Source organism: Streptomyces sp. NPDC051976, from assembly GCF_040680795.1.
Lineage (GTDB): Bacteria > Actinomycetota > Actinomycetes > Streptomycetales > Streptomycetaceae > Actinacidiphila.
Genome location: NZ_JBFAXL010000058.1, coordinates 1 through 18,159, shown reverse-complemented (window position 1 = coordinate 18,159; position 18,159 = coordinate 1). Strand labels below are relative to the sequence as shown.

14 protein-coding genes are annotated in these 18,159 nt (G+C 69.4%); 9 read left to right on the top strand and 5 right to left on the bottom strand.

What is annotated here, in order from left to right; translation table 11 throughout:
* Positions 1-63: 63 nt before the first annotated feature.
* Both AB0M29_RS36715 and AB0M29_RS36710 read left to right on the top strand, forming a co-directional pair.
* Positions 64-804, top strand: a complete 741-nt coding sequence (locus tag AB0M29_RS36715) for a TetR/AcrR family transcriptional regulator C-terminal domain-containing protein (protein ID WP_365390959.1) — start codon at positions 64-66, stop codon at positions 802-804.
* Entirely contained in the window at positions 797-1,129 is a 333-nt protein-coding gene (locus AB0M29_RS36710; protein WP_365390957.1) for a DUF6204 family protein, read from the top strand. Before AB0M29_RS36715 ends, AB0M29_RS36710 begins: the two co-directional genes overlap by 8 nt.
* Before the next feature lie 114 nt (positions 1,130-1,243).
* Here AB0M29_RS36710 and AB0M29_RS36705 read toward each other — a convergent pair whose 3' ends face one another.
* Both AB0M29_RS36705 and AB0M29_RS36700 read right to left on the bottom strand, forming a co-directional pair.
* A complete protein-coding gene (locus AB0M29_RS36705) occupies positions 1,244-2,575 on the bottom strand; it encodes a helix-turn-helix domain-containing protein (RefSeq protein WP_365390956.1) in 1,332 nt (443 codons plus the stop codon).
* A 491-nt stretch (positions 2,576-3,066) separates the two neighbouring features.
* The gene (locus tag AB0M29_RS36700) at positions 3,067-4,788 is read right to left on the bottom strand and encodes an MFS transporter (protein ID WP_365390954.1); all 1,722 of its coding nucleotides are present in this window, start codon (positions 4,786-4,788) and stop codon (positions 3,067-3,069) included.
* Positions 4,789-4,974: 186 nt separating this feature from the next.
* On the opposite strand from AB0M29_RS36700, the gene AB0M29_RS36695 reads away from it, so the two are divergent.
* The 3 genes from AB0M29_RS36695 to AB0M29_RS36685 all read left to right on the top strand — a co-directional run bounded on the left by AB0M29_RS36695 (position 4,975) and on the right by AB0M29_RS36685 (position 11,934).
* Positions 4,975-6,762 carry a fatty acyl-AMP ligase gene (locus AB0M29_RS36695; protein ID WP_365390952.1) on the top strand — a complete coding sequence of 596 codons (1,788 nt, stop codon included), beginning with the start codon at positions 4,975-4,977 and terminating at the stop codon, positions 6,760-6,762.
* Positions 6,762-10,886 (top strand): alpha/beta fold hydrolase, encoded by a 4,125-nt coding sequence (locus AB0M29_RS36690; RefSeq protein ID WP_365390951.1) that lies wholly within the window; start codon positions 6,762-6,764, stop codon positions 10,884-10,886. The genes AB0M29_RS36695 and AB0M29_RS36690 overlap by 1 nt, the downstream gene beginning before the upstream one ends.
* A gap of 187 nt (positions 10,887-11,073) precedes the next feature.
* On the top strand, positions 11,074-11,934 hold the full coding sequence (locus AB0M29_RS36685; RefSeq protein ID WP_365390949.1) for an alpha/beta hydrolase family protein: 861 nt from the start codon (positions 11,074-11,076) through the stop codon (positions 11,932-11,934).
* A gap of 3 nt (positions 11,935-11,937) precedes the next feature.
* Here AB0M29_RS36685 and AB0M29_RS36680 read toward each other — a convergent pair whose 3' ends face one another.
* A complete protein-coding gene (locus AB0M29_RS36680; protein WP_365390947.1) occupies positions 11,938-12,834 on the bottom strand; it encodes a fatty acid desaturase in 897 nt (298 codons plus the stop codon).
* A gap of 250 nt (positions 12,835-13,084) precedes the next feature.
* Here AB0M29_RS36680 and ccrA point away from each other — a divergent pair, with 250 nt between their 5' ends.
* The 3 genes from ccrA (at position 13,085) to AB0M29_RS36665 (ending at position 15,437) form a co-directional block, all read left to right on the top strand.
* Positions 13,085-14,365, top strand: coding sequence for a crotonyl-CoA carboxylase/reductase (ccrA, locus tag AB0M29_RS36675; protein WP_365390945.1), 1,281 nt, complete (start codon positions 13,085-13,087; stop codon positions 14,363-14,365).
* Positions 14,366-14,535: 170 nt separating this feature from the next.
* Positions 14,536-14,943, top strand: coding sequence for a DUF6262 family protein (locus AB0M29_RS36670; RefSeq protein ID WP_365390943.1), 408 nt, complete (start codon positions 14,536-14,538; stop codon positions 14,941-14,943).
* Positions 14,944-15,254: 311 nt separating this feature from the next.
* Positions 15,255-15,437, top strand: a complete 183-nt coding sequence (locus AB0M29_RS36665; RefSeq protein WP_365390941.1) for a hypothetical protein — start codon at positions 15,255-15,257, stop codon at positions 15,435-15,437.
* Positions 15,438-15,735: 298 nt separating this feature from the next.
* Here the strand turns inward: AB0M29_RS36665 and AB0M29_RS36660 are convergent, their stop codons facing one another.
* Positions 15,736-16,581, bottom strand: a complete 846-nt coding sequence (locus AB0M29_RS36660; protein ID WP_365390940.1) for a LysR family transcriptional regulator — start codon at positions 16,579-16,581, stop codon at positions 15,736-15,738.
* Positions 16,582-16,719: 138 nt separating this feature from the next.
* Between AB0M29_RS36660 and AB0M29_RS36655 the strand changes: the two genes are divergently transcribed.
* The gene (locus AB0M29_RS36655; protein WP_365390938.1) at positions 16,720-17,208 is read left to right on the top strand and encodes a nuclear transport factor 2 family protein; all 489 of its coding nucleotides are present in this window, start codon (positions 16,720-16,722) and stop codon (positions 17,206-17,208) included.
* Positions 17,209-17,730: 522 nt separating this feature from the next.
* Here the strand turns inward: AB0M29_RS36655 and AB0M29_RS36650 are convergent.
* Positions 17,731-17,877: a hypothetical protein gene (locus AB0M29_RS36650; RefSeq protein WP_365390936.1), complete on the bottom strand. Its 147-nt coding sequence runs from the start codon at positions 17,875-17,877 to the stop codon at positions 17,731-17,733.
* Positions 17,878-18,159: the final 282 nt, after the last annotated feature.

The window sequence follows — 18,159 nt, the reverse complement described above, 5'->3', positions numbered from 1 at the left end:
GACGCCAGACTGCCCCTAACGGTGTTAGATTGCAAACCGGATTTTCTTCAACGGAGGTAGCCGATGCCACGAGACAGCGCAGCTCAAGGCGCTGCACACCCAGGGCTGACCCGCCAGACACTCGTTGCGGCGGCCCTGCGTGTGCTGGAACGTGAAGGCATCGCCGGGCTGTCGATGCGCAAGGTCGGCGCCGAACTGGGAGTGAAGGCAGCCTCCCTGTACTGGCACGTCCGCAACAAGGAACAGCTACTGGACCTGCTCACCGACGAGCTCATGGCTGACGTCGAGCTGCCACCCAGGCAGGGCGACTGGCGGGAGCAGCTCCGTGAGTCCTCACTGCGCTACCGGCAGCACCTGCTGGCCAAACGCGACTCCGCCAAGGTCGTCGCAGGGCGGCTGGCACTCGGCCCGAACCTGCTGCGTCTCATGGAGGAGCAATTGGACCGACTACGGGAGGCCGGATTCGCCGACGCCGACGCCGCCTTGGCCAACTACCTCCTCGGCGCCTTCGTCCAGGGCTTCGTGCTCCAGGAACAGTCACCCATCTCCGCATCCGAGACCGAGGGCGCCAGCCGTTCCGAAGCCGCCCAAACGGCGGCCGACCGACTGCGCGGACTGCCGGAAACGACCTTCCCTAACCTCGTCGCCCTGGCCGGCGACCTCACCGCCCCGTCCATGGAGGACCGATTCGCCTTCGGCCTCGAACGCCTCCTGGACGGACTGGCAGAACTGCTCGCCGAGAACCACGCACATCCGATAGCTGAACCAGTCCCCCTCGAAGGGAAGCCCTCGACCCATGAGTGACCGCACCTACCGCGTCATTGTCCGCGGCACGTTTGCCGACCTCGATGAGGCCCAGCGTGCCGCACTCATCGAGACCGCCGCCGAACACGACCTCCTCAGCGCCACGTTGACCGACGAGGGAACCCTTATCTACGAGCTGCCGCCACGCAATTTCACGTTCCGCTGCGTCGTGCGGCAACCCGCCGACGCCGATGACGCCGACGCCGTCCAACGGGCCTGCGAGAGAGCAGCTGCCGACCTGACCAACCGCGGACTCCGCCACAACGCGCTGCGCGGCACCGCCACCAGCCTCGACGACATGAAAATCCGACGCCCCCGACGCTGACCGACCTCTGTCTCAGAGGAAGCCCCCGGCATCACGAAAATTTTGCCAGGGCTAGCTGAAGCCATACGCCGACACTGGATGTAGCGCCGGTCACGGGCCCTTTCGGTCCGCCGGTCACGCGGCTGTGGGTGTCAGGGCCAGCGCATGCAGCGCCAGCTGCATCTCAAACTGTGCCGCAAGGTCGTGAAGGCGGTCGCCGAAAATCTCGTCCAGCTGCCGTAGACGGTAGCGAACCGTCTGCGGGTGGACGGCCAGGCGAGTGGCGACCTCGCTCGCGTTGTGGCCGCACTGTAGCCAGCACAGCAGGGTCTCCGCTAACCGCTCGCGCTGCGGCGGGCGGACCTCGTCGAGGGGGAGGAGATGGCGCTGCACCAGGGCCTGCACCAGCGACTCGTCCTGGAACAGCAGCAGCGTCGAGAGATGGTCGGCGCACTGCACCACGCCCGTGCGGGGCAGGATGCCGCGTCGGGACAGACCCAGTGCCTGCAGGGCCCAACGCAGCGAGCGCGCACCCTCGTCGAGGGGCACTGTCGGGCCGATGACCACACGCAGTCCGTGCAGGGCGCCCGCGATTGCCCGGGCGCGGCCCGGCCCCTTCGGGTCGGGCACCACGATGCAGCCGGGCTGCTCGTCGAAGCGGGCCAGGAACTCCGGCGGCACAATGGGGCGTATGGATTCGGGTGCGAGGGCATGGTCGGTAACCACCACAGCAAGCTCGCGTGGCACCTGCCACTGGGCCGAGTGCGCCAGATCCGCGATCGCCTCCGCCGACACCGGGGGATCGGCGGTGAGGAGGTCGATCAGGCGGGTGCGGCGCTGCTGGAGCTCGCCAGCCGTGTGCAGCCGGGCCTCCTTGTAGCCGGAGGTGGCCGCCGCCGCCATCTCGTCCAGGTGCAGGAAGAGGGCCTCGCCGAAGGCGGCGAGGGCGCCGCGCGGCAGCAGGTCGGCGTCCACCAGGGCGTTCACCCGGCGCCAGGCCACCCGGGCCCCTAAGCGCAGCGCCGACTGGAACGAGTCGAGGCTGCGGCCCTCGTCCGCCTCGCCCTTGCCGATGCGCTGATACGTGGCCTTTACGGACTCCCAGTCGCTCTCCGGGCGGGCGATCCGCTCCAGGAAACCCGCCAGGGCCTGCTCCACCGCCCGGTTCACGACGTGCATATACGTGTCGTCCATGGGGCGGGCGTACTCGGCGATCTCCGTGCGAATCGTCCCCACCACCTCCGCGGTGATGTCGGCGAGGAACGGCCTGAGCCGCCCGTGCAGATCAGCCGGGAAGGCCCGGAAGGGGGCCGTGCCCGACTCGTACTCGGGTTTGCTCCGTGCCGTGGCGCGCGCCGCCATCTCGTGGGCGGTGGCGGGTGCCGTCACATGAGCCGTTTCGTGGATTGGTCCGCGAGCCGGCTTGTGGGCTGTGCCGTCGGCGAGGAACGGGGGACGGTCCAGCATGAATTGCTCCCTCAGCGCGTCGGACAAGGTCTCGTGACGATAATGCCCTGACACGGGCAGTGCCTTATCAACGAACGAAAGACATGGCAGCGCTTCTTGTCACGCCGTGACAACAAGCGCTGCCACCTGCGGGAAAGGGAGGGCGAGTTGAGGCGGGAGCGAGTGCCGGCCGGCGGCAACGGCGACGAGGTCTTCTTCCGCTTTGGTCTTGGCCTACGCGCGGCTGTTCCTTCGATGGTCGGTTCGGTTCGGTACTCGCAGGACGAAGTTACGTAGTGCCACAAGGCAGTCGATAGTCAGCAGAGGACAACGCACTGCGCGGGGATCTTCCGCCGGGGACAAGTAGCTGCGGGGCCGGGTGCGCCACGATCTGACCATGACGGAACCGTGGCTGCGGCACTACGCCACCGGGGTCCCGTACCGGCGCGACATGCCCGACACCCAGCTGCCCGCCCTGCTCGACGACGCCGCCCCTTTGTGCACCGCACTCATCAACGAAGGGCGGCGCACCGGTTTGCACCATCTGCAGAGGGCAGTACGGCAATACGCCGTCGTGTTGCGGGGCTTCGGGGTCGGCTACGGTGACCTCGGGCGGGCCTGATGTTGCCGGACACTCCGGACTCCGTGATCGCCTGCATTCGGTGCTTAGGCTCGGCGCTGTCGCTGTGCTCGTCGGCCCCGGGGTGTCCCAGGGGCGAGGCGCAGCTCAGGCTGCGGGAGCAGGTTTCGTGACGGTCATTGGGCGGCGGGAGTTCGCCGCGGCGGCTTCTCGGGCCGCTGGGGCTGCGCCCTCGGGCCCTCCGCGATCTCCGAGGCAGCCGGTGGCGACCTGCGCGGCGCAGCGCAAGGGCGGTGACCACCGCGCCCAACAGCACGGATCCGGCCGCCAGTTGGAGCCCTGTGTCATAGCCTTCCAGAAAGGCGCTGTGCGGATCCGCGCCGTCGCGCAGCGCCGAGCGCTCGGTGCGGGTGAGGACCACGCCTACCAGGACGACGCCGAAAACCCCGGAAATCTCGCGGGCCGCACTGACCAGGCCGGACGCCATTCCTGTACGGGCGACGGGGACATCAGCGACGGAACGTATCGTCAAGGGAGTCGTCAGGGCTGAGCCCGCACCGATGATCGACAGGCCCGGCTGCAGATCCCAGTAGTCGGCGTCCAGGCCCGTGCGGGAAACGAGCAGAAGGCCGCCCGCGACCAGTGCCAGGCCCGCAGCGATCGCCCAGTGGGTTCCAATGGCCTTCGCGGCGCGCTCCGCGAACGGCGTGGTTGCCATCAGGGCGAGCGCGAGCGGCAGAAACGTCAGGCCCGCTTTGGTCGGTGAAAACCCGAGGATGCGCTGGAGGTAGAGCGCTGTGAAGAAGAACACGCCGTTCACGCCGATGCCCCAGAGCACCTGCGCCACCGCACCACCGGTGAGGGAACGGCTGCGCAGGACCCGCACATCCATCAGGGGCAGGAACGTGCGCGCCTCGACGATCAGGAAAGCAACCCCCGCTGCCGCCGACAGCCACAGACAGAGCTGGACCGGCGGCGTGCTGAAGCTGTGCTCGCCGCCCCTCACCAGGGCATAGGTGAGCAGGAAGAGCGTCAGACCGGAGAGGACCATGCCGGGGAGGTCGAGAAGGGGAAGGACGTCGCGGCGCACTCGGGTCGGGGCGGGCGGCACGGCGGGGACCAAGGCGAGGGCGAGTAGGCCGAAGGGGACGTTGAGCAGGAACACATAGCTCCAGCCCCAGTGTTCGGTGACGAAGCCGCCGATCAGCGGTCCCATCGCGAGAGCCATGGCGAGTGCCGCCGTCCACAGGCCGACCGCCAGGGCGCGGCTGCGGGTGGGTAGGTCTGCTGCGACGACGGCGAGCGATGCGGGGATGACGAGGGCGGCGCCGACGCCCTGGAGCGTCCGGGCGGCGATGAGGGTGCTGCCGCTGTCGGCGAACGCTGCTGCTGCTGAGGCGAGGGTGAAGATGACGATGCCGGTGGCGAGGACAGGGCGGCGGCCCAGGAGGTCGGTGAGGCGGCCGCCGGCCAGCAGGAGTGCGCCGAAGCTGAGCACGTAGCTGGTGGCTACCCACTCCAAGCCGGCGACTGTGAGGTGCAGTTCGCGCTGGACTGTGGGCAGGGCGACATTAATGACGGTGTTGTCGAGGGTGGTGATAAAGCCGGCCAGGGCGAGCATGAGGAGGAGGGCGACGAGTCTGGTGCGGCTCATTTTCATTCCGCGGTCCTGCCCCTTCTCGGTTTGGTGGGCAACCCAATCTTTGCTTCCCATGCAGCTGTTGGGCTTGTCAAAGAAGTGACAGCCGAACGCGCGTGAGCTGTCAGTGACTCGTCTTACCTGGGGGTGGCACGGGGGCGGACTCTGGTGCATCCACCACGCGTCCCCGTTGGAGCCGCCATGCCTTCCCCTCAGCACTCCACGTCCGCCCTGCCACCCGCAGGCCCACTGCTGACAGACCATCTGCGGCACTGGGCCGAGCACCGGGCACAGCAGCGTGCCTTCACTTACGTGGAGTTCCCCGAGCCGGGCTCCGCCGGCCTGCACCACACCCTTGGCTGGCAGCGGCTCGAAGCGCGGGCGCGAGCCATCGCCGGGCGGATTGCGTCGGTCGCAGGCCCCGGCGACCGGGCCGCGCTGCTGCTCCCGCAGGGCCTCGATTATGCGGCGGCGTTTCTCGGGTGCCTGTATGCTTCCGTGGTCGCCGTGCCCCTCTTCGGGCTCGCACTGCCGGGGCACGAAGGGCGGTTGGCGGCGGTCCTGGAGGACTGCGAGCCTGCGTGTATCGTCACCGACGCCCCTTCCGGGCCTGCGGTCGTCGGTTTCCTCGCCGAGCGGCGGCTGCCGGAACGGCCCGTTGTCTACGCGGATTCCGGTCACGCAGACAGGCAGGACAACCCCGTCGAGGTCGAACTGCCCGAGCGGCCCGAGCCCGACGACATCGCCTATCTGCAATACACCTCCGGCTCCACCCGAGCCCCGACCGGCGTCGTCATCAGCCATGCCAACGTGGTGGCCAATGCCCGCCAGGCCATCGCGGCCTTCGGCGCCGAGGCCGACCGGAACACCACGGTCGGCTGGCTGCCGCTCTTCCACGACATGGGCCTCGTCCTGAGCGTCGCAGCTCCCGTCGTCGGCGGCTTCCCCACAGTCCTCATGGACCCGGTGGCCTTCCTCGAGGAACCCGGCCGCTGGTTGCGGCTGCTCGGCGCGTACCGCGGCACGATTACCGCGGCGCCCAACTTCGCGTACGACTACTGCGTTTCACGCATTGACGAAGAGGAGATAGCCGAGCTGCGGCTCGACCGGGTGAAGGTCCTGATGAACGGCAGCGAACCGGTCCGCCCGGGCACGGTGTCGCGGTTCACCCGGACCTTCGAGCCGGCGGGGCTGGCGCCAGAGGCGCTCTGCCCGGCCTACGGGCTCGCCGAGGCGACGGTGTTCGTGACGACTGACTCCTACGAGACCGCACCGACGGTCCTCAGCTGCGACAGCACCGAACTGGCCATCGGACGTCTTCGCCCCGCCGCCCCGGCGGTCGCCGACGCGCCCCGCCTGGTGTCCTGCGGCACTCCTGTGGGTCAGGAGTTGCGGATTGCCGACCCGCAGACCGGTGCCGGTGTCGCCGACGGGGAGGTGGGCGAGATCCTGTTGCGCGGCCCCAATGTCGGCCTGTGCTATTGGAAGCGCGCCGATCTGTCTGCGGAGACCTTCGGAAGCCCGGGCCCGGACGACGCCGAGGACGGGGCGGGCTGGCTGCGGACCGGAGACCTGGGGGCGATCTATGACGAGCAGCTGTATGTGACGGGTCGCCTGAAGGACCTGATCATCGTGGACGGCCGCAACCACTATCCGCAAGACATCGAGGAGACGGTGCAGTCCGCCGTCGCCGCCGTACGCAGGGACCGACTGGCCGCGTTCAGTGTGCCGCGGGGCGAGGCGGAGTCGGTCGTGGTGGTGGCCGAGCACCGCAGAGACGTGGCTCCCACAGCGCAGGAGGCCGCTGCCGCGGTCCACTCGGCCGCGACGGACGTCTGGGCGAGGCACGGTCTGAGCATTGCCGAACTAGTCTTCCTGGCACCGGGGTTGCTGCCGCGCACCAGCAGCGGCAAGGTTGCACGCTCGGCAGCACGGGCTCGCTACTTGAACGGCGACTACGTGGCTGCGACCGCGGAGGTGCCCCGGTGATGGGTGGTTATGCAAACGGGGCGCGGGCCGTCGTGGTGGAGGCTCTCACCGCCTGGTACGGCCTCACGCCCGAGGACATCGCCGACGACCGACCCCTGGCCGAACTCGGCCTCACATCGCGCGACGCCGTCGCCCTGACGGCCCGCCTCGGTGAACTCGCCGGAGTCCGGCTGCCCGCCACGCTGCTGTGGGAGGCACCAACGATCGCGGCGCTGGGGGAGCGGCTCGAACGGGGCGAGCCGGGAGAGGAGGAGGCTGCCCCGGTCCTGGCCCTCGATGCGCCTGCGGCGGAAGGGAAATCACAGGTGGCCGTGGTCGGAATCGGCTGCCGTCTGCCCGGCGGTGTCGCTTCGCCGGTCGACTTCTGGCGGCTCCTGAGCGAGGGTCGGGACGCGGTGGGCCTGGTGCCGGAAGGACGGTGGGACCCCTTCGTCGGGGAAGGGCGGGCGCTGCCCGAGGACATCAGCCGTTACGGGGCGTTTCTCGACGACGCCGGCGAGGGGGGAATCGCCGGGTTCGACGCCGAGTTCTTCGGGATCGGCGCACACGAAGCCGTAGCCATGGACCCGCAGCAGCGGCTGCTCCTGGAAGTGGCACGCGAAGCCCTCGACCATGCCGCGTTGTCCGCGCCCGCCCTTGCGGGCAGTCGCACCGGAGTGTTCGTCGGCATCAGCGGCAACGAATACGCCCACCTCACCACTGGGGACCCGGCCTCCGTTGACGCCTGGACACCGCCGGGCGCGGCTCTGAGCATCGCCGCGGGCCGGCTCTCCTACCTCCTCGACTTGCGCGGCCCGAGCCTCGCCGTCGACACCGCGTGCTCCTCGTCTCTGGTCGCCGTGCACCTCGCGGTACGCAGTCTTGCCACATCGGAGAGCGACACCGCACTCGCCGCAGGCGTCAACCTGCTGCTCTCGCCCACGATCACACTCGGCTTCCAGCGCGCCGGAGCGCTCGCGGCCGACGGTCGGTGCAAGGCCTTCGACGCGGCGGCGGACGGCATGGTGCGCGGCGAAGGCTGCGGGGTCGTCGTACTCAAACGGCTGGCGGACGCGGAGCGCGACGGAGACCGGATCTTCGCCGTCATCGACGCCACCGCCGTCAACTCCGACGGCCGCTCCAACGGCCTGACCGCCCCCAACGCCGAGGCCCAACGCGCCCTGCTCACAGAGGCCTACGCTCGCTCCGCCACTGCCCCGGCCGCCGTCGACTACATAGAGGCACATGGCACCGGCACCCCCCTCGGCGACCCGATCGAGGCGGGCGCGCTCGGCGCGGTACTCGGGGTTGGCCGGGCCCCCGACCAGCCCCTTCTCATCGGCTCGGCCAAGACCAACCTGGGCCACCTCGAAGCAGCCGCCGGCATCACGGGGTTCATCAAGACGGTCCTGGCCCTGCACCACGGGGAGATCCCGCCACACCTCCACTTCATCGCCCCCACCCCGCACGCCGACCTCACCGCCCTCGGCCTGCGTGTGCCGACCGGACCCGAGCCCTGGCCCCGCTACTCGGGCCGGGCGACAGCAGGGGTATCGGCCTTCGGCTTCGGTGGTACCAACGCGCACGTGACGCTGAGCGAGTACCGCGCCAACGCGGCCCCCGGCGCCGGTGCCGGCGCACGCACAGAACAGCCCGCCGTCTTGCTTCTCGACGGCCCAACCCCAGAGCGCGTCCGCACCTACGCGGGCGAACTGGCTCACTGGCTCGCCACCCGCGAGGGCAGAGCGGTCCGCCAGGCCGACTTGGGTCGCACTCTCGCGGGCCGCACCGGTCGCGGCGGCCACAGGCTCGCCGTGGTCGCCCGCAGCCGGCAGGAGACGGCCGCGGCTCTCGCCCGGCACGCCGCGGGCGAGCCGGACCCACACCTGGTGACCGTACCGGGACCTGTGGACGCGGGCCCGGGACCGGTCTGGGTATTCTCCGGATACGGCTCGCAATGGCCCGGCATGGGACGCGAACTCCTCAGTGCGGAACCGGTGTTCGCCGAGGCCGTGGACCGCATGGAGCCCCTCCTGCGCGAACAGGCGGGCATCTCCTTGCGCCGGGGCCTGGAACCGGACGCGGACCTGTCCTCGCCCGCCGTCGTCATGCCCGTCCTCTACGGCCTCCAAGTCGCCCTCGCCGAACTCTGGAAGTCCTACGGCTTCCAACCCGCTGCCGTCATCGGCCACTCCATGGGCGACATCGCCGCAGCGGTCGCCGCCGACGAACTCGACCCCGCGTCGGGTGCCCGTGTGATAGCCGTACGGTCGCGGCTGCTCGCCCGGCTCACGGGCGGCGCGATGGCGGTGGTGGACAGGCCAGGCGAAGCGGTGTCGAAGCTGGCCGCGGCTGCGTTTCCCTCGGTGTCGGTCGCGGTGCACGCCTCGCCCACCCAGTGCGTCGTCACCGGGTCCGCCGACGACGTGGCGGCCCTCGTGACCCGGATCACGGACGAAGGCGGCTTCGCCCGTGCCCTGCCCGTTGTCGGAGCCGGACACTCACCGGATGTCGAGCCGCTCTTGCAGGAGTTTGCCTGGGAACTGGGCGCGGTCCGGCACGCACCCCCCGGCTGCCGCCGCTACTCCACGGTCCTGGACGACCCGCGCGCCACCGCGCCCTGCGACGCGGCGTACTGGGCTGCGAACCTGCGCCGACCGGTGCGGTTCGTCCAGGCCGTGCGGGCCGCGGCACAGGACGGGCACCGGGTGTTCGTGGAGGTGGCCCCGCACCCCACGCAGGCGCATGCGCTGGCGGAGACGCTGGGCGAGGGAGCGGCGGTCTTGCCGACCCTGCGCCGGGCCACGGACGACGCGCTGACCTTCCGTTCGTCGCTCGCGGCGCTGCTGCTGTACGGGGTCTCGGTGCCTGCGCTGCGGGAGGAACTGCATGCCGGGGGACGGATTGTGGACGTCCCGGGCCCCCGGTGGCGCCATCGGCGGTTCTGGGCTGGAGAAGCGGTGCCGGAGCCGGCGCGGGTGGCTCCCGCGGTGCCGTCGGACGCCACCCCGCTCGACCGGCTGCGGCACTGTGTCGCCTCTGTCATGGGCTATGGCCAGGACCGCCTTGACCCGGACACCCCGTTGACCGAATTGGGTCTTGACTCTCTGGCGGCGGCCCGGATTCGGGGAGCTGTGGAGCGGGAGTTCGGGGTGGTGGTGGATCCGGGGATGTTGTTGCGGAGGGGGACTTTGCGGGGGGTGGCCGGGCTGCTGTTCGAGCAGGATCCCCACTCCCGGTCCCAAAGGCCTGAGGACAGCCTCAAAGCCCGTCCTCAGACGCCGGAGGGGCTGAGCGACCAGCCACTCCGGCACCTGAGGAGCGGGGCTGCGGGGGCGACACCCCCGGTTACGCGAAGGGGCGGGACTGGGCGAAGAAAATCCCCCCTCTTCCTCGCACACGCCGCAGGCGGCACTGCCGATGTCTACCTCCCGCTCGCCGAGCGACTGGCCCCCAGCCGGGACGTGTACGGCTTCGACCGGCTGGCGGAGCCCCACGACGTAGCCGCCCGGGCGGCAAAATTCGCCGCCTGCGTCAGGGACATGAGTCCTAACGGGCCCTGGGTTTTGGGTGGTTGGTCCTACGGCGGCCTCCTCGCCCAAGAAGCGGCACGACTCCTCGTCCAGCACGGCACGGTGGCCGCCCTCGTCCTCTTGGACTCCGTCCTGCCCCTCCCTGCTCCACCCCGCCTCACCCCCACCGACGAGGCACGCCGTCGATTCCGCGACTTCGCCCAGTACGTGGAGCGGACGTATGGCGCTCCCTTGCCGCTGCCGTACGAGGACCTCGCTGGACTCGAGGACGCCGAACAGGTCGACCGGGTCATCAAGTTGCTTGAGCAGGCCGTCGATCTGCCCACCGCCGTACTGGAGCATCAGCGCACCTCGTATCTCGACCTGCGCAGCGGTGAACGGCACGCACCCGGGCCGTATCCGGGTCGGACCCTGCTCTACCGGGCCCGCGAAATGGCCCCGCACACGGTACGCGACTCCCGCTACGAGCGGGCGGACGAGGCGCTCGGCTGGGACGCGTACTGCACGGATCTGTCCGTCGCCACGCTGCCAGGCCACCATCTGTCGCTCCTTGACCCGCCGGTTGTGGACACTCTTGCCGAGCTTCTCGTCCACGACCTGAACGACTGCTAACAGAACCGGAGAGGACTTCATGCCAGAACGCAAACACCGCAGACCTCGTGGAACGCGTACGGTACTCGCAGCTGTGACAGCTGCCGCTGCCCTCATCGCCGCGGGCGGCGCCCTGGGCGCATCGAACACCGCCGTCGGCGCCGGGGCATCCCACACAGCGGCCCCGACCGCGAGCGGCGCCAGAATCGTGGGCGCGAAGCAGGTGAGCGCCCGCACCTTCGACCTCACCGTCGACTCCCCTGCCGTCGGAAAGAAGCTGCCCGTGCGCGTCATCTTGCCCGCGTGCTACGAGGAGCAGCCCGACCGCAAATGGCCAGTGCTCTATCTCCTGCAGGGGGCGCACGACGACTACACCTCCTGGACCCGGGAGACGGATGCCGAGAAATTCCTCGCAGACAAGGACGTCATCACCGTGATGCCGTCGTCCGGGCCCACCGGTATACCGACCGACTGGTGGGAGTTCGGGCGGCCCGGCGCACCGGACTACGAGACCTTCCAAGTCCAGGAGTTGATGGAGCTGCTGCAGCGGGACTACCGGGCGAGCGGCACGCGGGCCGTGGCCGGAGTGTCCACCGGGGGCTATGGCGCGCTCGCGTTCGCCGCCCGGCACCCGGGCAGCTTCGGCGCGGCCGCCTCGTACAGCGGGATCCTCGATACGACGGGAGTGGGTATGTCCACGGTGGTCAATGCGATCGTCGCCCGTGAGCTGCTTGCGCCGGTGACTTTGTGGGGCAGTCCGGTGCTGCAGAGGGGGAACTGGCAGGCTCACAGCCCCTTTGTGCAGGCGAAGAAGCTGGCCGGGACGCGGCTGTATGTGTCTCAGGGGAGCGGCGTGCCGAGCAAGGACTTCGGCGATCTCCAGATCGACGTCCTCGAGGGGACGCTGTGGTCCCAGGCGCACGCTTTCACCAAGGAGCTCCAGCGGCAGGGCGTGCCCGCGCAGGTGCACTTCTATCAGGGCGGCACGCATGACTGGGTGAACTGGCAACAAGAGTTCAAGGCGTCCTGGCCTACCTTGGCGGCGGGCCTGGGACTGCCCGCCGCCTGAACCTCAGTCTCCGGGCTTCACGGACTTCGCAGCCAGTCTCCGTTGATCCGGCCACCGCACATCCCGTGCCCATGACACCAGCTCGAATAGCCAGATCAGGCGGGCGCTGGAGTCGAGCTGGCCGCGAAGTACCCCGTGCCGCGCCGACGTCGGGTCGGCGTGGTGGAGGTTGTGCCAGGACTCGCCGCCGGAGAGCAGGGCCAGCCACCAGACATTGCCCGAGTGGTCGCGGGTCTGGAAGGGCCGTGCCCCGCTGAGGTGGCAGATGGAGTTGATGGACCAGGTCACGTGGTGGAGGAGGCCGATGCGGACCAAGCCGGCCCAGAAGAACGCCGACCACGCGGCGCCCGCATCCCAGGTTCCTTCGCCCCATAGTCCGCCGGCCACGGCGGGTGCGGCGAAGGACAAGAGGACGATCAGCGGCTGCCAGCGGGCTACGCGCTGCAGATCGCGGTCGGCCAGGAGATCGGGGACGTAACGCTCCTGGTTGGTCTTCTCGTTCTTGATGGTCCAGCCGATGTGCGCCCACATCATGCCCTTGAGCAGGGCGCGCACCGAGGTGCCGAAGCGCCAGGGCGAGTGCGGGTCTCCGGGGCGGTCAGAGAACTGGTGGTGGCGGCGGTGGTCGGCGCACCAGGTGATCGGGTCGCCCTCGACGGCGAGCGAACCGGCCAACGCGAGGGCGATCTTCAGGGGCCGGGCCGGCTTGAACGATTTATGGGTGAAGAGCCGGTGATAGCCGACCGTGATCCCGTGCACGGCGACCGCATACATCACCGCGCCGATCACTAAGTCGTGCCAGGTCACACCCCAGCCCCACAGGACGACCACGGAGGCGAACACCGCGAGAAACGGTATGCCGACCAAGGTGCCCACAAGCACCTGGTCGGAGGTCGCCATCGGATCACCCCACGCGGCATCCTGCGCCGTTTCCTGTGCCATCGGAGCCTCACTCTCTCGGGTTTCTTCTTCAGGTCCGGGTAGGCGGGACATTAGCGTTCGTGGCGCCACCGGCTCTACTCGGAAAGTGATGATCGCACGGTGAAGTCCTTAGCAATAGTGGCGAATTGGCGGCCTTCCACTTGCGGAGTGCGGGTGTCTAGCTCAGTCTATTGAGCGCCGAACAGCCCATCCCGAGGGAGGGAACGTCATGGACCCGCTCGCCGAAGCAGTCATCGCCGGAGCAGAGCCGCCTGACCTGGAACGACTGCCCGTACCGAAGGCGTTCACCGCGGCGCATCTGCGCGTGGAGGACGCCGAATGTTTCACTGGAGTCTCGGACAAGGACGTCCGTAAAACCCTTCATGTGGGCACGGTTCCCATGCCGGATATCGCTCCCGATGAAGTACTTGTGGCGGTCATGGCGAGCAGTATTAATTACAACACCGTGTGGTCCGCGATGTTCGAGCCGGTTTCTACCTTCGCGTTTCTGCGGCAATTCGGCAGAAAGGGTGGATGGGCTCAGCGGCACGATCAGCCGTACCATGTGATCGGTTCGGATGCGGCTGGGGTCGTGGTGCGGGTGGGCGCGGGGGTACGCCGCTGGCGCATCGGCGACGAAGTGGTGGTGTCGCCCGGCTACGTCGACGACGAGGACCCTGCCACCCACGCCGACGGCATGCTCGGCGAGGGCCAGCTGGCTTGGGGCTTCGAGACCAACTTCGGCGGCCTGGCGCACTACTGCCTAGTGCGGGCCACCCAACTCCTGCCCAAGCCGGACCGGTTGACCTGGGAGGAAGCGGCCAGCAACCCGCTGTGTGCGGGCACGGCGTACCGCATGCTGGTCAGCGATCGGGGCGCCCGTATGACTCAGGGCGATGTGGTCCTCATCTGGGGCGCGGCCGGCGGCCTCGGGGCGTACGCCGCTCAGCTGGTGCGCAATGGCGGCGGCATCGCGGTAGGAGTGGTCGGCAGCGAGGAAAAAGCCGAGCGGGCCCGGGAGTTCGGTTGCCATGCCGTGATCAACCGTGCGGAGATCGGTCTGACCGGCGCCGACGCCCCTGACAATCCGGCGGTGGCCGGCAAGCGCCTCGGCAAGCGCATCAGGGCGCTCGTCGGAGAGGATCCGCACATCGTCTTCGAGCATGTCGGCCGGGCGACCTTCGGGATCTCTGTGTTTGTGGTGCGCCGCGGCGGCACGGTGGTCACCTGCGGATCAAGCACCGGTTACCAGCACGAGTTCGACAACCGCTACCTCTGGATGCGCCTCAAGCGCATCATCGGCAGCCACGGCGCCAACCTCCAGGAACAGGCAGCGGTCAACCGCCTCCTCGACCTCGGCCACATCCGGCCCGCCCTGTCCGTCACCTACGGCCTGGCGAGGGCGGCGGATGCGGCGCGCCTGGTGCAGACGAACGGGCACACAGGGAAGGTCGGGGTGCTCGCACTCGCGCCGAAGCCGGGCCTCGGCGCGCGCCAGCCACGGCCATGAAGGGGCGCTTCGCCGACCGCCTCGCCGACACCCGTGCCCTGACCAACGTGCTTGTCGCTGCGGACCAGGCCAGTGTTCGTGCGGACGGTCGACTCCGCGCGGTGAGCGGGGCAGGCGCTGCCGACCGCCCTGAACCGCCGTCCGTCAGCTCGACAACAGGAGTCGATCACATGACGCCGCTGCCCGAGCACCTCCAGCAGGCCTCCCGCGCGCGAATCAGGAGGGCCGAGAAGCGGGCCCGCACCGCCCTCGCTGAACTCGTCAGGACCGGCAAGCCCGTCAGCTTCACCGCCGTGGCCCGCGAGGCCGCGGTGAGCACCGACTTCCTCTACCACAGCCCAGAACTGCGCCATCAGATCGAGCGACACCACACGCCGGCCGGGTCGACTCCGGCAGTACCCGCGGATCCGCGGCGGGGCTCCCCGACATCCGCTGCAGTGAGGGCGCTCAGTGCCCGCCTCACCCGGCAGCAGCAGGCCCACCATGAGGAGGTGACGAGGCTCCGCAAGGCCTTGGAAGTCGCGCAGGGCGAGAACCTCGACCTCCGCAGGCGCTTGGGCCGCCACGAGACAGACTGACCAAGTCCGGGACCCGAGGGCTGTTGACGCGGCATCGTCGCAAGGATCGAAATTCACGAGGATCGGCGCGGTCGTGGGGGCGGCGGGCTGGTGATGCGCTGGGAGCGCCCTTCGAGCTCGGCCAGCAGGGGGAGTGCTCAGCCGGGTTCGCGGCACCCGGCGTCGACGGCGGGATGTCCCGGGGGCCGGGCGGGTGGTGCTCGACTTCGAGTACGAGGGCTATACGCCTGCGGACCCCTGACCGGCTCCACGCCTGCTCGACGTCGTTCTTCCGCGTCGATGACGAGGGACGTGTGATGGGGGCTGGATATATGGGTGTCGATGTCACCGATCGATGGCGGGCGCGTGAACGACTTGCGCTGCTGACAGAGTCGGGCGGCCGCATCGGGAGCAGCCCGGACATCGGGCGCACAGCCCAGGACCTGGTGTCCGTCGCCGTTCCGCCGCTGGCCGACTTCGCGGCCGTCGCCCACCTTGACTCGGTGCTTGCCTGAGGCGAGCCCAAGCGGCGTTCGCAGAGCCTTTCACGGTTTCGTGGTTCTTGAATATCGTCTGGATGACTGCGGCGAGATCCTGGGTTGACCATAGCCAAGGACCCGACCGTCGCTCACGTGCGTCCCGGCATCGCGCAGCCCGGCTGCCCCGGCACTCTGCGTCACCATTTCGCCAGTCGCCGCAGCATCACCCCCACGGGTTGCCGCCGTTCCGTTGCTGACACCGCCCTTCCGTTGCGCAACGCGTCAAGCCAGCTTCACGCGGCCGCGAGGGTCCGCCGACCCTGCCCTGCGATGGTCAGACGGCCCCGTGGTCCGCACCGCCCGCGCCGAGCGCGGCATGCGCCGCCCGTACGAACTCGGCGACCGCCCGGTGGTCGAGGGCCTCGGGCCAGGCCAGCACCAGTCGGGTCGCGGGCAGATCGGAGACCGGGACGGCGGTGACACCTGGCCCAAGGCGGTCCGCCGCACCGGCGCCGACCACGGCAAGAAGTTGGCCGAAGGCAGCCAGGTCGATGATCTGGTCCAGCGGGAGCGCCGGGCAGCGCGAGCGGAAGCGCGACTGGGCGTGGAGTTCGGCGAGGGTCACCGATGCACGTCCCGCCAGTTCGTGGCCGGAGGGCACCAGGGCGACGGCCAACTCCCGGGCGACATCAACTACGCGCAGCCCGGTCAGGTCGTCCGTCTCGGCGCACAGCAGCGCAACGTCGGCGGTCCCCTCGCGGAGCGCGGCTGCCTGCGCGTGAGTGAACAACAGGTCGACGATGGCCGCGCCGTCCTCCTCTGCATCCCCGGGCTGCGGTTGTGCGGCGAGCAGGTCGCGCAGCAGCCCCGTTCCCGTTCCCGGGCGGACCGCGACGACCAGGCGGAGCCGCCTGGCGGCGCGCTGCGTACGGCCGACCGCCGCGTCGAGTGCCTCCAGTGCCCGGCGGCTCTCGGTGAGGAAGACCTCGCCCGCCGGAGTGAGGGCCACCCGGCGGCTGGTCCGTTCCAGCAGCCGGACGCCCATCCGGCGTTCCAGGCGGCCGATGGCGCGCGACAGCGGCGGCTGGGCCATGCCCAGCCGGTCCGCCGCACGGCCGAAGTGCAGTTCCTCGGCGACAGCACAGAAGTAGACGAGCTCCCGGGTCTCCAGCCGATCCATACCTCCAGGGTATCCATGATTACCGGGTTGATCATCGCTCCGGGGCCGTCGGGCTGGTGGACTGAAGGGGATGGGGCGGGGTCGAGGACCCGGACCCCGCCGAGAGGGCCGGAACGGCCGAGAAGGAGACACGGCGCCATGAGCGATGAACAGCAGATCAAAGAAGTCCTGGCCCGGTACGTACGGGCGACGGACCGGCGGGACGGCACAGCGCAGGGAGCGCTGTTCACCGACGAGGCAGTGGTGCAGATGCTGACGAAGACGGGCCCAGACACGTACGAGCCGGTCGGCGAGCCGATCATCGGCGGTGCGGGCGTGCGGTACGCGGTGGAGAACTTCATGGCACCTCACCCTGAGGGCGGCTCCAGCCACCACGTCACCGCCGACCACATCATCGAGATCGACGGCGACTTCGCGCACGTGAACGCCCAGGTCATCGTGTTCGAGATCCGGGCCGCCAAGCGCCCCTCGAACGGCTGGCCAGCGGGCGCCTTCGGGATGCAGGGCACCGTCCGGCCCATCGAGTCGGGGTACTACGACACCGACCTGCACCGTATCGACGGGGTGTGGAAGATCGTGCGCCACCGGCTCCTGCTCGACATGCCCATCGCACTGCCAGGTACCTGATGCAGGCCATGGTCTACCGCAGCTTTGGCGGGCCGGATGTGCTGGAACCAGCCCGCGCTCAACCATGCCGACCTCTACAACCAATCGGGGGCCATGGCCGGTTCGATCGAGACGTACTTCCCTGTGATTCCCGGCTGGGACATCGCCGGGGTCGTGGAGCGAGCCGGCCCCAGAGCGCCTGATTTCGCCCCGGGCGACAAGGTGATCGGCTACATCCGCAGTGACGTTCTGCGCGCGCACGGCGGTCTCGCCCAACTGGTCTCCGCCGACGTACGCACGCTCACGTCGAAGCCGCCCCCGATGAGCTGGCATGAGGCGGCGGGACTACCGCTGGCCGGACTCACCGCGTACCAGGCGGTGGTGCGGACGCTGGGGGCACGTGGGGACAGTTGCTCAAGAAAAGCTGCAGGGCAGGCCCTTTTTCGTGAGGCCAAGATCATCGCTTCGAGGCGTGGATTGTCTAGTCCCTACAAGCGGCCTGAGGGTTGCGGACAGAGCCGGGGACGGCGGGTAGGGGGCGGACTACTCTCCCGTGAGGTGGGTGCTGAGGTTCTGGCCGGCGCGCACCACGGCCTGGAGGTCGAGGTGGAGATAGCGCTGAGTGGTCTGCAGGGAACTGTTACCGGCGATCAATCGCAGGACGTGCGGCGGAACTCCCGCGTCAGACATCAATGTCAGTCCGGTGTGCCGCGTGTCGCCCGAGGACGTCGCCCTTACCCCGCAGGGCTGTCCGACCCGGTGATCGTCTCCGTGCGACCCGTCCCAGGGGGTGATCGGCCGGACGACTCCAGTTAACTCCCTGCCCCACCTGCCACCAGGACATACCCACTCGCACGCCAACCTGACAAAGCTCTACTAGCCTCGCCGTTTCGGTTGGGGTGATGAGGCGTCGCTGAGGGGTCCGCTGTCGGGTGGCCGATGCGATTTCGGTGCTCGGGCATGGCGGAGTCC